This window comes from Exiguobacterium sp. EF_C8, assembly GCF_054956715.1.
Map to the genome: position 1 here is coordinate 1055926 of NZ_CM143264.1, position 14811 is coordinate 1070736.

The 14811-nt window shown below is 48.1% G+C and carries 16 protein-coding genes; 15 read left to right on the top strand and 1 reads right to left on the bottom strand.

Annotated elements, in window-relative coordinates; all coding sequences use genetic code 11:
* Nucleotides 1-100 precede the first annotated feature (100 nt).
* The gene (locus tag ACY2IG_RS05470; RefSeq protein WP_023467684.1) at nucleotides 101-448 is read left to right on the top strand and encodes a GNAT family N-acetyltransferase; all 348 of its coding nucleotides are present in this window, start codon (nucleotides 101-103) and stop codon (nucleotides 446-448) included.
* A 17-nt stretch (nucleotides 449-465) separates the two neighbouring features.
* On the opposite strand, the gene ACY2IG_RS05475 is transcribed toward ACY2IG_RS05470, so the two are convergent.
* A complete protein-coding gene (locus tag ACY2IG_RS05475; RefSeq protein ID WP_133208018.1) occupies nucleotides 466-930 on the bottom strand; it encodes a DUF309 domain-containing protein in 465 nt (154 codons plus the stop codon).
* A gap of 93 nt (nucleotides 931-1023) precedes the next feature.
* Here ACY2IG_RS05475 and ACY2IG_RS05480 point away from each other — a divergent pair, with 93 nt between their 5' ends.
* The 14 genes from ACY2IG_RS05480 to ACY2IG_RS05545 all read left to right on the top strand — a co-directional run bounded on the left by ACY2IG_RS05480 (nucleotide 1024) and on the right by ACY2IG_RS05545 (nucleotide 14781).
* Nucleotides 1024-1779, top strand: coding sequence for a segregation/condensation protein A (locus ACY2IG_RS05480; protein ID WP_035408886.1), 756 nt, complete (start codon nucleotides 1024-1026; stop codon nucleotides 1777-1779).
* Nucleotides 1769-2341 carry an SMC-Scp complex subunit ScpB gene (gene scpB / locus ACY2IG_RS05485; protein ID WP_214855249.1) on the top strand — a complete coding sequence of 191 codons (573 nt, stop codon included), beginning with the start codon at nucleotides 1769-1771 and terminating at the stop codon, nucleotides 2339-2341. The genes ACY2IG_RS05480 and scpB overlap by 11 nt, the downstream gene beginning before the upstream one ends.
* The gene (locus ACY2IG_RS05490; RefSeq protein ID WP_023467688.1) at nucleotides 2341-3102 is read left to right on the top strand and encodes a pseudouridine synthase; all 762 of its coding nucleotides are present in this window, start codon (nucleotides 2341-2343) and stop codon (nucleotides 3100-3102) included. The genes scpB and ACY2IG_RS05490 overlap by 1 nt, the downstream gene beginning before the upstream one ends.
* Nucleotides 3103-3228: 126 nt before the next feature.
* The gene (locus ACY2IG_RS05495; protein ID WP_035408882.1) at nucleotides 3229-3819 is read left to right on the top strand and encodes a redoxin domain-containing protein; all 591 of its coding nucleotides are present in this window, start codon (nucleotides 3229-3231) and stop codon (nucleotides 3817-3819) included.
* A gap of 22 nt (nucleotides 3820-3841) precedes the next feature.
* A complete protein-coding gene (gene resB, locus ACY2IG_RS05500; protein ID WP_081780387.1) occupies nucleotides 3842-5389 on the top strand; it encodes a cytochrome c biogenesis protein ResB in 1548 nt (515 codons plus the stop codon).
* The gene (gene ccsB, locus ACY2IG_RS05505) at nucleotides 5386-6552 is read left to right on the top strand and encodes a c-type cytochrome biogenesis protein CcsB (RefSeq protein WP_035408879.1); all 1167 of its coding nucleotides are present in this window, start codon (nucleotides 5386-5388) and stop codon (nucleotides 6550-6552) included. The genes resB and ccsB overlap by 4 nt, the downstream gene beginning before the upstream one ends.
* Before the next feature lie 171 nt (nucleotides 6553-6723).
* Nucleotides 6724-7440, top strand: coding sequence for a response regulator transcription factor (locus ACY2IG_RS05510; protein ID WP_035408876.1), 717 nt, complete (start codon nucleotides 6724-6726; stop codon nucleotides 7438-7440).
* Between the two features lie 2 nt (nucleotides 7441-7442).
* Nucleotides 7443-9170 carry an ATP-binding protein gene (locus ACY2IG_RS05515; protein ID WP_290755436.1) on the top strand — a complete coding sequence of 576 codons (1728 nt, stop codon included), beginning with the start codon at nucleotides 7443-7445 and terminating at the stop codon, nucleotides 9168-9170.
* 33 nt (nucleotides 9171-9203) lie between these two features.
* Nucleotides 9204-9752 (top strand): cob(I)yrinic acid a,c-diamide adenosyltransferase, encoded by a 549-nt coding sequence (locus ACY2IG_RS05520; RefSeq protein WP_035408870.1) that lies wholly within the window; start codon nucleotides 9204-9206, stop codon nucleotides 9750-9752.
* Nucleotides 9752-11005 (top strand): EF-P 5-aminopentanol modification-associated protein YfmF, encoded by a 1254-nt coding sequence (yfmF, locus tag ACY2IG_RS05525; protein ID WP_035408867.1) that lies wholly within the window; start codon nucleotides 9752-9754, stop codon nucleotides 11003-11005. Before ACY2IG_RS05520 ends, yfmF begins: the two co-directional genes overlap by 1 nt.
* On the top strand, nucleotides 11002-12273 hold the full coding sequence (yfmH, locus tag ACY2IG_RS05530) for an EF-P 5-aminopentanol modification-associated protein YfmH (protein ID WP_231496875.1): 1272 nt from the start codon (nucleotides 11002-11004) through the stop codon (nucleotides 12271-12273). Before yfmF ends, yfmH begins: the two co-directional genes overlap by 4 nt.
* Nucleotides 12273-12977 carry an elongation factor P 5-aminopentanone reductase gene (ymfI, locus tag ACY2IG_RS05535; protein WP_056060433.1) on the top strand — a complete coding sequence of 235 codons (705 nt, stop codon included), beginning with the start codon at nucleotides 12273-12275 and terminating at the stop codon, nucleotides 12975-12977. The genes yfmH and ymfI overlap by 1 nt, the downstream gene beginning before the upstream one ends.
* A gap of 94 nt (nucleotides 12978-13071) precedes the next feature.
* Nucleotides 13072-13854 carry a DUF3388 domain-containing protein gene (locus ACY2IG_RS05540; RefSeq protein WP_023467698.1) on the top strand — a complete coding sequence of 261 codons (783 nt, stop codon included), beginning with the start codon at nucleotides 13072-13074 and terminating at the stop codon, nucleotides 13852-13854.
* A 27-nt stretch (nucleotides 13855-13881) separates the two neighbouring features.
* Entirely contained in the window at nucleotides 13882-14781 is a 900-nt protein-coding gene (locus ACY2IG_RS05545) for a helix-turn-helix domain-containing protein (protein WP_462618455.1), read from the top strand.
* The last annotated feature ends 30 nt before the right edge of the window (nucleotides 14782-14811 follow it).

Genomic DNA, 14811 nt, shown 5'->3' on the forward strand with positions numbered 1-14811 from the left:
GAAAAAAATGCAGTAATTCTGTGTGAGAAGGTGTAGAATGAATGAGTCTCAGTCGTTCATGCTCCTGAGAGTTGTTGAAATTAGGAAGGTGTAGAATCACATGCTAGTAAAATATAAGAAGTTGAATGAACGGACCGCGATGGGGCTGATCGCCTTTTCGTGCGAAGTGAAGGATCCGAAGTATTTGCTTGAAACGGTTCAAGCCTATGAACAGGAAGAAGACCAACGCTTGTATTTGTACAAACAAGATGAGGATTTCGTCGGTGTCATCGGGTTTCAATTAATGGATGGCCATGCTGAATTGAAACATATCGCATTATCACCGTCTTTCCGTGGAGAACGGATGTCGTATCTCCTACTCGATGAAGCAGCCAAACTTCTTCGAACGGATATTACGGGTGCGACCGAAGAGACGCAACGCCTCGTCGACAAATGGAAAAATCAATAAAAAGACCGGTCCATGGCTCAGATGGACCGGTCTCTTCGGTTTTGTAGCGCTTCTTGTCGTGCCGTGACGACATCCGTACGATCGCGCAAACGATGTTTATGCGTCACATAGTCGAGATCAGGTGCTGTCGCTTCAAGTGCGACGGTTCGGATGACGTCCGGGAAGACAGGTAACGGGATGTGCCGATAGACCTTATCCGTAAAATGGTCGCGATGATCGAGCAAATATGAGACGTCGATCCCGGACGCAATCAGTGTTGCCCGGTGGCGTTCGATTTTATCAAATGCTTTCGCATATGTCCGCTGTGCCCCAGTCGTATTGCCGCGGCGGTGATGATAGCGGGCGACGGCCAGCTGGATCAGACCGACAAGCGCTTCGTCCTGGCGTTGTCCTTCTTGCCAGACTTCCTCTAAGATTTCATGGCACTCGAAGTAATCGTGCCGGATATTGAATTCGAATACGAATCGCTCGATCGGATTCATGTAATCACCTCTTCCTTTTGAATATAACATAGTCGAACCCATCCGTTGTATGGTATACTAAGGCGCAAAAAACGTTGATGGGCAGGGAGAATCATGGAATCATACAGTGTAAAGATGGATGCGTTTGAAGGCCCGCTGGACTTGCTGTTACACTTGGTTGGTAAATTAGAAATCGATATTTATGATATATCCGTTTCCATGGTGACGGATCAATATGTGTCCTATATCCGTGCGATGCAACATCTTGAACTAGATGTTGCTAGTGAATATCTTGTCATGGCAGCGACGCTGTTGCAACTGAAAAGCAAACAACTCTTGCCGATCGAACAGACGGAATACGATGAGATTCCTGATTTCGAGGAAGAACCGACACGAGAAGGTCTGATTCAACAGTTGATCGAGTATAAGGCATATAAGGAAGCAGCACTCGTCCTGAAAGAAAAGGAAGAGGCACGTCTTGAGCTATTTTCGAAACAACCAGAGGATTTGATGCGTTATCTCGACACGGATGCACAAGAGTATAATGGTACGTTATCACTGAGTGATTTATTACGTGCCTATGAAAAAATGCGCCAACGGGAAGCTTGGAAGGTACGTCGTTCGAAGACGGTCAAACGGGAAGAACGTTCACTTGAGCAACAGATGGAGTCTGTCGCCCGTTACGTCGCGACGCGTGAGCGTACGACATTCTTTGGCTTTTTTGTGGAGCAGCCGACGGTCGAAGAACTGGTCGTCAGTTTCCTCGCCGTCCTAGAACTCGTGAAGCAACGCGTCATTGATTGTGAACAAATGACCGATGACATTTTGTTGCGTAGCATGGTGAAGGAGGAGAGTCAGATTGGCGTATGAACAAATCATTGAAAGCTTGTTATTCGTCGTCGGCGATGACGGCATCGACCCACGTGGTCTCAGTCAAGCGCTAGAGATCAGTGAAGCGGCGGCGCGCGAACAGTTACTGGCTCTTCAGACGACGTTCGAAGCGGAGCGACGGGTGTTGCAAATCGTGGAGTCAGGTGGCGTCTTTAAGATGGTGACACGAAAAGAGATGTCGCCATATATTCAGGCATATGCCGGTTCGCTCGCAGAAGATTCCTTGTCTCGAGCAGCGATGGAGACACTCGTCATCATCGCGTACAAACAACCCGTCACGCGTGCTGATATCGAAGTCGTCCGTGGCGTCAAGACGGAACGCGTCATCCATACGTTAAGTGCAAAAGGTTTGATTGAAGAAGCGGGACGCGCCAAAGGCGTTGGTCGCGCGAAATTGTATAAGACGACGGATCATTTCCTGGACCACTTTGGTCTGAATAGTATTGAGGAGTTACCACCACTCGAGTTCGAAGAAACGTTCGAATCAGATGGAGATCTCTTCTTCCGGAATGATCCTTCATTAGAGGAGAGAGTGAATTAATGGAACGGTTACAAAAAATCATCGCACAAGCAGGTGTCGCTTCACGGCGTAAAGCAGAGGAATTGATCACAGCAGGTCGCGTTAAGGTCAACGGGAAAGTCATCACGGAGCTCGGAACGAAAGTTGGAGCGCGTGCTGAAGTCGAAGTCGATGGCGTCAAGCTCGAGCGGGAAGAACACGTTTATTACATGCTGTATAAACCAACAGGTGTCGTCTCGACGGTTGAAGACGATAAGGGGCGTAAGACGGTCGTTGATCTCGTACCACCGGGACACCGTGTCTTCCCAGTCGGTCGTCTCGACTACAATACGAGCGGTCTTCTGTTGATGACGAATGACGGTGAATTCTCAAACCTTCTGCTTCACCCGAAGTATAAGGTACCGAAGCGTTACATCGTCAAAATCAAAGGCGTACCGGAATATTTCCACGTCAAAGGTCTTGAAAAAGGCGTCGTCTTGCCGGACGGCTTTAAGACAGGGAAAGCACGCGTCGAGATGCGTGACATCGATAAGAAGAAAAACACGGCTATCCTCGAAATGGTCATCTACGAGGGACATAACCGCCAAGTCCGTCAAATGGTCGAGACACTCGGTTCAGAAGTCTTGAAGTTGAAACGTGAACAGTTTGGTTTCTTGACACTGGCAGGTCTTACTTCTGGCGAGTGGCGTGAACTTTCAAAAAAAGAAGTCAATCAATTGCGTGAGCTAGCGGATCCAGCCGCTCCACCTACGAAAAGACGTAAGAACACAAAAAAACGTTAATTTGTAAAGCGAGAAGCTCATCCTCCGGGTTGAGTTTTCTTTTTTTGTGACAAAACGATTAACGAATTTCACATTTTATCAACGTTTAAGCGATTTCAAGTACAATATGGGTGGAGGCGGTAAAATATGAAAAAAACAAAACAAAATCCGGAAGAACGCTTAGCAGCGGCCCAGCAAAAAAAGAAGAAACGCTCCTTCTGGCGTCTGATGATCATGACGATGGTCTTGTTTGCAGGCGCAGTTGTCATCATGCAATTCGTCGATCAGGCGACACGCGATAAAAACGGACGTGTCATGGCAGGCGATGATGCTCCTGGTTTCGCGCTCGTCGATCTATACGGTGAGAAACAGCACTCAATGGATGAATACAAAGGAAAAGGACTTTTACTCAATTTCTGGGGTACATTCTGCGAACCATGTAAGAAAGAGATGCCTTTGATCAATGACAACTATCAGATGATGCAGGATCAAGGTGTCAATTTCGTAGCGGTCAATGTCGGAGAAACACCGGTTCGAGTCTCAAGCTTTATCAAAGATATCGGCGGAACGGATTATCCGATCCTCATGGATACGAATAGTTCGGTCGAGAAGGCTTACGGGATCTACAACTTACCTGTGACGTTCATCATCAACAAAAAAGGTGAGGTCGTCGAGAAATACGAAGGTGAGATTGATCAAGCGAAGCTGGAAGAGATGGTGAAGAAGGCGAACCAGTAACGCATCGAAGGGGGATTTAAGGATGCAGGAGCAAGAAGATTTTAAACAACTGGACATGCGTTACGAGGAAGCAGAACTTCGTTCGAAACGTAAAAATCCATCTTGGATCGACCGGGCATGGACGTTCTTCTCGTCCGTCAAGGTCGGGTTATGGCTGATCGGTCTGATCATCATCGCGAGTGGGGTCGGTACGATCTTCCCGCAAGAGATGTATATTCCGCAGGCAACACCACCGGAAGAATTTTATCAAAAAGAATACGGTACGGCAGGGGATATCTACTATACGTTAGGATTCCACAACCTGTTTGAATCATGGTGGTACATCGGATTAATCACACTGTTACTCTTATCGATCATCATCGTGTCGATTGACCGCTTCTTCCCGCTCTACCGAGCATTGAAGAAACAACCGGTCATCCAGTCGGACCGTTTCATGAATGGTCAGCGATTTGGCGCTGAAGCGACTGGAGACGTCAAAAAAATCGATGCGATCGCACCGTTACTTGAGAAAAAGGGCTATAAAGTTCGTCGGCAAGACGGGGCGCTCTTAGCGGAAAAGCAACGTTTTGGACGATGGGGTCCTTACATCAACCATATCGGTCTTGTACTATTCTTCGGAGGGGCGATGCTTCGGGTCGTACCGGGCATGCATGAAGATGAACTGCTTTGGCTTCGTGAAGGAGAAACATTACCGATCGAGGCGACAGACAACAAGTATTACTTGAAGAATGAGGCGTTCAATATCGAGTTTTATGATCCTGAGAAGGTGGACGCAAAATTCAAGAAATCACTTGAAGCAGCGGGCGGAAATGTACCGAAAAACTACGACACGAAGATGACGCTCTATAAAAGAGTCGGAGAGACAAGTGATTTCAAACCGAAACTCGAAGAAGTCAAATCAGGCGAGACGGCAGTCAACCGTCCATTCGAATTCGATGATTTCCAAGTCTTCCAAGAACAATACGCGGCAGATCCAGAATTTAAGACGATGTCGTTTAGCATCGTCAACCAAAAGACAGGTAAAGTCGTGGATACGATCAAGGTCGATTTACGTGAACCAAAAGAGACCTACAAGTTGAAAAACGGCTATGATGTCGAATTGAAGGATTTCTTGCCTGATTTCGTCGTCAAGGATGGACAGCCGACGACCAATTCTGGACGTCCTGTCAATCCGGCGTTCGTCTTTAATATCAAATCACCGGAGCACCCAAAAGGGGAGCGTAGCTTGATTGGTATCAAGCTGAATGTCGGTGGGGATGAGAACCAGTACAAGATGGCGTTTGCCGGTACGGAGCTCTCAAACATCTCAGGTGTCCGAATCAAGAAAGACTTGACGCTCCCATTCCTCTTTGCGGGTGGCATCATCTTCATGGCAGGTCTATTGATCGGGATGTACTGGCCGCACCGTCGTCTCTGGTTACGTGAGAAGAACGGTCGCATTCAGATTGCTGGATTTACGAACAAAAACGCATTAGGGCTTCAAAAAGAAGCCAATCTCGCGTTGACGGAAGTTGGTCTACCAGAACTTGAGGACCGACAAAAGTTGCGGGAAGAGGGGGAAGCTAAATGAACATGCTTCAGTTGAGCAGTAATCTGCTCCTAACGTCATTCATCGTCTACCTCGTCAGTACAGGTTTTTTCGCTGTTGCGACGAGTGGTAAAAAAGGTCCGACACGTTCTGGTAAGATCGCCTATACGCTCGCGATCATCGGTTTTCTTGCTCAGTTAGGGTATTTCTTTACGCGCTGGGCGGGTGCTGGACACGTTCCGGTCTCGAACTTATACGAATACACGACATTCTTTGGTATGATGATGGTCCTTGGATTCTTAATCGTCTATGCCATCTATAAAAACAATGTCCTTGGCTTGATTGCAATGCCGGTTGCCTTGCTCGTCATCGCTTATGCGTCGATGTTCCCGGATGAGGTCCAACCCTTGATTCCGGCACTTCAAAGTGTCTGGCTCAAAATCCACGTTACGACGGCAGCGCTCGGTGAGGGGATTCTCGCTGTCAGTTTTGCGACCGGATTGCTCTATCTGGTCCACGCGACGGATTTCAATAAAGAATCGAAAACACGGACATGGCTTGAGATCGTCATGTTCTCACTCGTTTGTGTCGTTGGTTACATCCTCGTCGGCCTCTTGTTCAAAGCAACAGGTTCTGCATCAACGATCGAATACGTCGCGAAGAATGGTGCGAAGATGACACATGAATACACGATGCCGGTTCTGACAGGTCCTGAGAACGGAAAAGTCTTATCTGGTTCAGGTGCCGTCATTGAATTGCCGAACTTCTTGAATGCGAATAAGGTCAATACGGTCTTATGGTCAGTCATTGGTGGGGTCGTCTTATATGTGTTGCTACGTTTCGTAGTTCTCCGTAAGCGTGTCGCAGAGAGTCTGAAACCAATCGCGCGGAAGATTGATCTAGAAACAGCTGATGAGATTAGTTACCGTGCGATCGCGATCGGTCTTCCGATCTTTATCCTTGGCGGATTAATCTTCGCAATGATTTGGGCGCAAATGGCATGGAGCCGCTATTGGGGCTGGGACCCGAAAGAGGTTTGGGCACTGATCACGATGCTCTTCTACGTGTTCTATCTCCACATGCGCATCCAGCGTGGGTGGATCGGTAAAAAATCAGCATGGTTATGTGTTGGTGGTTTTGCTGTCATCATGTTCAACCTTGTCTTCGTCAACCTTGTCGTAGCGGGATTACACTCGTACGCATAAGGAAAAGAAAAGCAGCGGATCCGGAAACGGTCCGCTGCTTTTTCATGTTTCTCTGACAAAAGAGTATCGTTTAGGGGAAATCAGCCAGTGCAAGCCATTCTTTTCGTTTCATAGTATACTAAAAGAGTAGTAGGATAGAGGAGTAGAGTTTAGTTTATAGGAGGAGACAGCATGTCAGAAGAAGCACGTATTTTAGTCGTCGACGATGAGGAACGAATTCGTCGCCTGTTGAAGATGTATCTGGAGCGGGAAAATTTCACGATCGAGGAAGCAGACAATGGAGAGACGGCGCTTGAAATGGCGCTTGAGACAGAATACGATGTCATTCTCCTCGACTTGATGATGCCGAAGATGGACGGGATGCAAGTTTGTGAAGAACTACGGAAAACGAAAGCGACGCCGGTCGTCATGCTGACGGCAAAAGGTGAAGAAACGAATCGCGTCCATGGGTTTGAAATGGGGGCAGATGATTATATCGTCAAACCATTCAGTCCACGCGAAGTCGTTTTGCGTGTCAAAGCAATCCTTCGCCGAGCGAGTGCAACGAAATTCCTCCATACGGATGCGAAAACAAAAGATGTCATCGTCTTCCCACATTTGACGATTGATAATGACGCACACCGCGTGACGGTTGAATCACAAGAAGTCAATTTAACACCAAAAGAATATGAACTCCTGTATTTCTTGGCAAAACAAACGGACAAAGTATTCTCACGGGAACAACTACTCAAGGAAGTCTGGAACTATGAATTTTTTGGGGATCTTCGGACGGTCGATACACACGTCAAACGTCTGCGTGAAAAGCTGAATCGTTTGTCTCCGAACGCTGCTCAAATGATCACGACGGTCTGGGGTGTCGGATACAAGTTCGAGAATAGTCCGACCTGACGATGAAATGGTTGCAAAGTGTAGTCATCAAACTATGGGGCACGATCCTATTGCTTGTCTCGGTCGTCTTGATCGCCTTGACGATCTTGTTACTTGAATTTTTCAACTCTTTTCATATCGAACAGGAGCGGGGGCACCTTGCAAAGCTCGGTCAACAAGTCGAGACCGTCTTTCAGGCGCACTCCGGTATCGAGGAAGGATCGAGTACTGCTGTCGAAATCACGGATATATATGGCGCGACATTAATTGCGAAGACCCAGGACGATTCTGTCGAAGCGAATATTTCACAAGCGAAAGCGAACCGGATCATCAAGGAGCTCGAACGTCAGAACTGGAAAGCGATCGATGGTGAAGAAGGTGAAACGGCAATCGGTAATTACGAGACCTTCGATGGAAAGGCGGCACTCGCGTATCGAGCACCGCTCATTACGGATAGCGGCAACGGAACGATCTACTTGATCGAACAATTGACGAATATCGAGCAAGCGAATGAAGGCGCACGTCAAATCATTCAGCTCTGTGTCTTGTTAGCGATCATCGGGACGACCGTCTTTGCTTTCTTCCTATCGACACGGATCACCGCACCACTACGGACGATTCGTCAAGCCGTCGTTGAGGCCGGTGAAGGGAAATTCGATCAAAGCCTGACGCAACGTTCACGTGATGAGATTGGTGACTTAGCGCTTGCCTTTAACGAGATGAGTAGCCAACTCAATCAATACGTCACGGATCTCGATAAGGAGCGGCATTTGCTCTCCTCGATTCTGCGCTGTATGGCAGACGGCGTGTTGACGTTCTCAAAATCAGGTGAGCTACTCGCGACGAATCCACCAGCTGAAGCATTTCTTGCAGGTTCTCCCGTACCGGATGAACTGATCGAGCTGTTCCAGACAGTCATGAAGGAAGAGACGGAGATGACGGTTTCGTTTGAACGGGAAGGACGCTTTTACATCATCATCGTCAGTCCGTTACTCGAACAAGAAGAGCAGATCGGAGCGGTCGCTGTCCTGCGCGACATGACGGAAGCACAACAACTGGAGAAGATGCGGGCCGACTTCGTCGCGAATGTCAGCCATGAACTGCGGACGCCACTCGTCATGTTGCAAGGGTATTCGGAAGCGATCGTCGACGGGATGACGGAAAGTGACGAGGCGACGAAAGAATTTGCATCAATCATCTATGATGAATCGCAACGCTTGTCCCGTCTCGTCAATGATCTACTCGATCTCGCGCGGATGGAAGCCGGTTATCAGGAGTTACGGATTGAAGCCATCGAAACGGTCTCGTTTGCACAGCGAGTCATCAAGAAATTCAAACAAATGGGACGCGATAAGCAGGTCACTTTCTCGGTTTCCGGTCCGAACATCACATTTGACGCCGATCCGGATCAGATGGAACAAGTCTTAACGAATCTTCTTGGAAACGCCCTTCGTTATACGGAGAACGGAGAAATCAAGATTAAGATTGACGAAGATAGGGAAAACATTACATTATCCGTCATCGATTCAGGTGACGGGATTCCGGAAGAAGATCTACCTTTCGTCTTTGATCGTTTCTATAAGGCGGACAAGGCACGAACGCGCGGTAAGACCGGTACAGGAATTGGTCTTGCGATCGTCGCGAACGTCGTCCGTGCTCATGGTGGAGAGGTCGAAGTCGACAGCCGCTTAGGAGAAGGAGCGACTTTCCGAATCCGATTACCAAAAAAACAAAGGAAGCGAACATTATGAGTCGCTTCCTTTCGCTATAGGAGTGAATAAAACATGAAAATTTATACGAAATCAGGCGATGAAGGAGAAACATCCCTTGTCGGTGGGAGAGTCAAAAAAAATGATCGATTGATCAGCTTGATGGGAGAACTCGATGAATTGAATAGCTTCGTCGGACTTGCTCGGACCAAAGCATCATCGATCGAAGTACGAGAACAATTGACGGTCATCCAGCATGCGTTGTTCGACTGTGGCAGTGACTTGATGTATGTCGAACCTCGTCCATCACGGTTAAGTCAGGAAGCAACAGTTGATTTAGAAAGTTGGATTGATAGTTTAACGGAATTATCGCCACCACTCGACAAGTTCATCTTACCAGGCGGAACGGAAGCGGCCGCGACATTGCATGTGGCACGGACGGTCTGCCGTCGCGTCGAACGTTCGATGATCGATGTTCCCCAAGCGGCTCATTTGTTACCGTTCATCAATCGGCTCAGTGATTTCTTTTTTACAGCAGCCCGTTATGAGAATGCCGTTAACCAAAAAGCAGATATTGAATACGTTCGCAGTGCGCATGTGTTCAAACGAAAGGATGGAGAGTAATGAGTCAGTCATTTAGCACATGGAAAAAGGAAGGAACGAGCTTCCACCTCGTTCCGACCGATAAATTCAAGACGACGACGATCCTCGTCACGTTTTCAGCACCGCTAGAGGCGAAAACACTGACTAGCCGCGCGATTTTACCATACATCATGGAAAAATCGACAGCTGCTTATCCGTCGATGAAAGCATTACGTGAACCACTTGAGACATTATATGATGCGGGGCTTTATGCGGACGCGTCGAAGTTCGGAGAAGAGCACGTCATCTCGTTCCAACTTGATGTCGTCCGTGGAGAACTCGTCCATCACCCGTCGTTATTAAAAGAAGCACTTGAATTGCTAGAGCAAATGGTGCTGTATCCAGACTTGACGGAAAGTGGTTTCCGCGAACAGTTCGTCAAACAAGAAAAGCGACTGCATGCCTTACGAATCAGCTCGCTGTACGACGATAAGATGCGCTACGCACAGCAGCGTCTCCTTGAATTGATGGCACCAGGTGAAGCCGTCTCGTTACCATCGCTTGGGACAATCGAAGAACTCGAACGGATCACTCCATCGTCCTTGCGTGATACATACCGTTCGATGATCGAAGACGATCGAATCGATGTCTTCGTCGTCGGACAGGTGACGAAGGAGGAAATGGAAGATGCGTTGTCCTTCTTGCCATCGCACTCAGAAAAAGTCAGCCATTACATCCCTGAACAAAAACCGGTCAACGGTGTGAAACGGTCGAGCGAAACGCAACCGATCAAACAAGGGAAGCTGCACCTTGGTTACCGGGTAGCGGTCGATCCGACGTCTGCCGATTCAATCCGGATGCAAATCGTCAACGGTCTGTTCGGTGGATTCCCACATTCGAAACTGTTCATGAATGTCCGTGAAAAAGAGAGTCTCGCGTATTATGCGGCTTCACGATATGCGGCATTAAACAGTGCACTCTACGTCTATGCAGGGGTTGACACAAAAGAAGCGGAACGTGCCGAGAAAATCATCCTAGAGCAACTCGTTGATTTGAAGGCGGGACAGTTCACGGATGAAGAATTGACACAGACGAAGGCGATGTTGATCAATGCGCGCCGTCAAATTCTTGATCAGCCGGGGCAATTGATTGGTTGGTTGAATGGTTCGAAGATGCGTGGACTGACACTTGAAGATGAGATCCACATCATCGAGACGGCGACACGTGAAGACGTCGTTCGATTAGCAACGGCAATCGATCTAGATGCCGTATATCTATTGCGAGGTGAAGCATGATGGAACAACTGACTTATCACGATACAGACGAAACGGTATACCACGAGCAGCTCGATAACGGCTTATCCGTCTATCTGTTGCAAAAAAAAGGATACGAAAAGACGTATGCGACGTTTACGACACGTTATGGTTCGATTGATCAACGATTTAAAAAAGGAGAGGAATGGATCACGGTACCGGACGGCATCGCCCACTTCCTCGAGCATAAGATGTTTGAATCCGAAAAAGGTGACGTCTTCCAAGAGTTCGGTCGTCTCGGTGCCTCAGCGAACGCCTTTACCTCGTTTTCACGGACAGCGTACTTGTTCTCAGCAACGTCATTGATCGAACAAAACCTCGAGACATTGATCGATTTCGTACAAGATCCCTACTTCACGCCGGAAAGCGTTGAAAAAGAGAAGGGGATCATCACGCAGGAAATCCAGATGTATCAAGATAATCCAGGGTGGCGTCTGTTCTTCGGTCTAATCGAATCGATGTATGCGACGCATCCGGTCCGAATCGATATCGCAGGAACACCGGAATCGATCAATCAAATCACAGCCGATGATCTATACACGTGCTATCGTACGTTCTATCATCCATCGAACATGGTATTGTTCGTTGTCGGAAACATCGACCCGGAAGAGACGCTGGCATTGATCAAGGCGAATCAGGCGAAGAAGGATTATACGGATCGCCCGGCGATCGAGCGGGATTATGGTCAAGAACCGCACGGCGTGCATCGTCCACGTCTCGAACTCGAGCTCGACGTCAAGACACCGAAGGTATTAATCGGTTACAAGGACGAATCTGTCCGCGGCGAAGCACAAGTCCGTCGTGAGTTGACGAGTGAATTATTATTGCACCTCTTATTCGATCAAACATCATCGACGTATTTGGAATTGTATGAAGACGGTCTGATCGACGATACGTTCAGCTTTGATTACTCGAGTGAGGAAGAGTTCGCCTTCGCGACGTTCGGCATGGAGACAGAGGATCCAGACAAGTTTATCCAAGCATATGAGACACTTCTGCAAACGCGTCCTGACTTCACGGAAGATGAAGTCACGCGCAAGCGGAACATGATGCAAGGGAAATTCCTCCGTGCCTTGAATTCACCGGAATTCATTGCGAATCAGTTCTCGCGTCACGCACTTGCCGGTACGAATCTGTTCACGCTTCCGACATTGATTGCTTCGATTACGAAAGAAGAGATCGAAGCCCGTTTCGACGAGTTGTTCGCCATTGAAAACCGGGCGATCTCAATCGTCAAACCGTACGCGTGATGCGAATCCTCATCACCGGTGCGAGTGGCGCCATTGGTCTTGCGGCAGCAAAACAACTTGCTGCCGCCGGACATGAATTGGTGCTTCAGACGTATCGACAGCAAGCGGTTTTGGAACGGATGATAGAGGAGTGGCAAGGAGAGCACCACATCCTGACGGCGAATTTAGCGGATGATGAGGACTTGCAGGCATTTTGTACGGCGTTACCTGTCGTCGATGCCTTCGTCCATTGTGCCGGAACGAGTTATAGCGGTCTGTTGCTCGATCAATCGGCAACATCAATGAGTGAACTTTGGAGAATACATGTCGATGCGTTGATGCGCATCAGTCAAACCGTGACGCGGACGAAACCGTTTACGTCGCAGCTGGCGATCGTCGTCATCAGTAGTGTATTAGGGGAACAAGGTGTCGCGGGTGAAGTTGCCTATTCGACGTGCAAGGCAGCACAGCTGGGCTTCGTCAAAGCATACAGTAAAGAACTTGGACCAATGCATGGACGCATCAATGCGATTACGCCAGGATGGATTGATACGCCGATGAACGCGATTTTTTCTGAGGATGAAAAGGCAGAAGCGATTGCTGAAATCCCTGCCGGACGATTCGGAAAAGCAGAGGAAGTAGCTTCCGCGATCCGTTACTTGGTGCAACCAGAATCGAGTTATGTGTCGGGAGCCATCCTTAAAATAGATGGTGCGTGGATGTAAGCATTGGAATTTCAGTTCAGGAATGCTTTTCATTTTTCAAAAAATCATTTAACATGAGGAATGGATAATCGTATCAATAGAGGAGGATGGGCGCGTGAGTGAGTTCGAGCAATGGTATCTCGAATATGAATTAAAGGTCAACCGTCCCGGTATACTCGGGGACATTGCTTCGTTGATGGGAATGTTACATATTTCGATCGTGACGATCAATGGTGTCGATCATCAACGACGCGGTATGTTGCTCCAAACGAAACAACCGGATCAAATTCCACGACTCGCTGCTATTCTCAAGACGATGTCAACCATAGAGGTCATCAAACTACGAAAACCAAAACTGCGTGATCGGATCGCGATTCGTCACGGTCGTTATATCGATCAAAGCAGTGATGAACGAAAGACGTTCCGCTTCGTTCGGGAAGACTTAGGGATTCTCGTCGATTTCATGGCAGAACTATGCAAACAGGATGGGCACTTGTTGATTGGTGTCCGCGGTATGCCACGAGTCGGGAAGACGGAATCGATCGTCGCTGCAAGCGTCAGTGCGAACAAGAAATGGTTGTTCCTTTCTTCGACGCTGATCAAACAGACGGTACGAACGTCGTTATTCGATGACGAACGGACTGGGGATTACGTCTACATCATCGATGCATTGGTGTCGCAACGGAATTTCGATGAACGGCACTGGCAGATTTTACGCGAAGTCATGCGACTACCGGCGACGAAAATCGTCGAACATCCGGATGCATTCGTCAAATCAAGTGAATATACGTGGGATGATTTTGATTACATCATTGAATTACGCAACACGACAGAAGAAATCATTGTGACTGAACTGCCTCGTTCCCATGGGGGAAATGATTGGTTCAACTTTGAATAAGTATGAAAAATGGAAGGTGTGTTACCGATGACCGAGCTCGGAACCTACTTAAAGGAACAACGAGAGGCGCTAGGCGTCTCTCTCGAACAAATTCAAACGACGACGAAGATTCAAAAGCGTTACATCGTCGCGATTGAAGAAGGCAACTATGATCAATTACCAGGTGCTTTTTACGCCCGGGCCTTCATCAAGACATATGCGGAAGCACTCGGTCTTGACGTCGACGAAGTCTTCACGACCTATAAGCGTGATCTTCCGGAACCGGAGGCACAACCGGTCGTCGAATTATCACGACGCGCGACGTATTCGAAATCAAGTGCACCGAAGAAAAGCGTTGCAAAGCGCTGGATTCCGAACATCATCATCATCGTGCTGATTTTTGCGATTGGTGCTGCCTTGTATTATGGACTTCAGATGTTCCTCGACGGTAACGAAGAGGCAAAAACGTCTGCACCGAAGCAAAACGATGTCACGATCGACCAAGGAGACGCACCGAGTAAAGAAACGGATGCGCCTGCGAAGACAGAAGAAAAGCCGAAGGAAGAACCGGCGAAACAAGAAGAAACAAAAGAAAAACCTAAAAAAGAAGCGGTTGCTGCGAAGTCGACATCTGGTCAAGATGTCACCTATGAAGTCGCAACGAAAGATACGATGAGTGTCTCGATTCAAATCAAGAAAGATGCCTCTCCATCACCATTCGTTGGTGTGCGTGATACATCCCTTGAAGGAGAAGCACTCGCGCCAGATCACATCAACGCGTCGGATCCGAATCCGATCGTCGTGAAGGACGCGAAGACGGACTTGATCCGGATCCGGATTGGTTCGATTAAAGGGATTGATAAAATCGTCGTCAATGACCAAGAACTGAAACTGAACCGTTCGCTTCTCGTCCAAAACATCTATCTGAAGAAAGTAGCCACGCCGTAAACCGGCGTGCCTTCTTTTAGATGGCATATT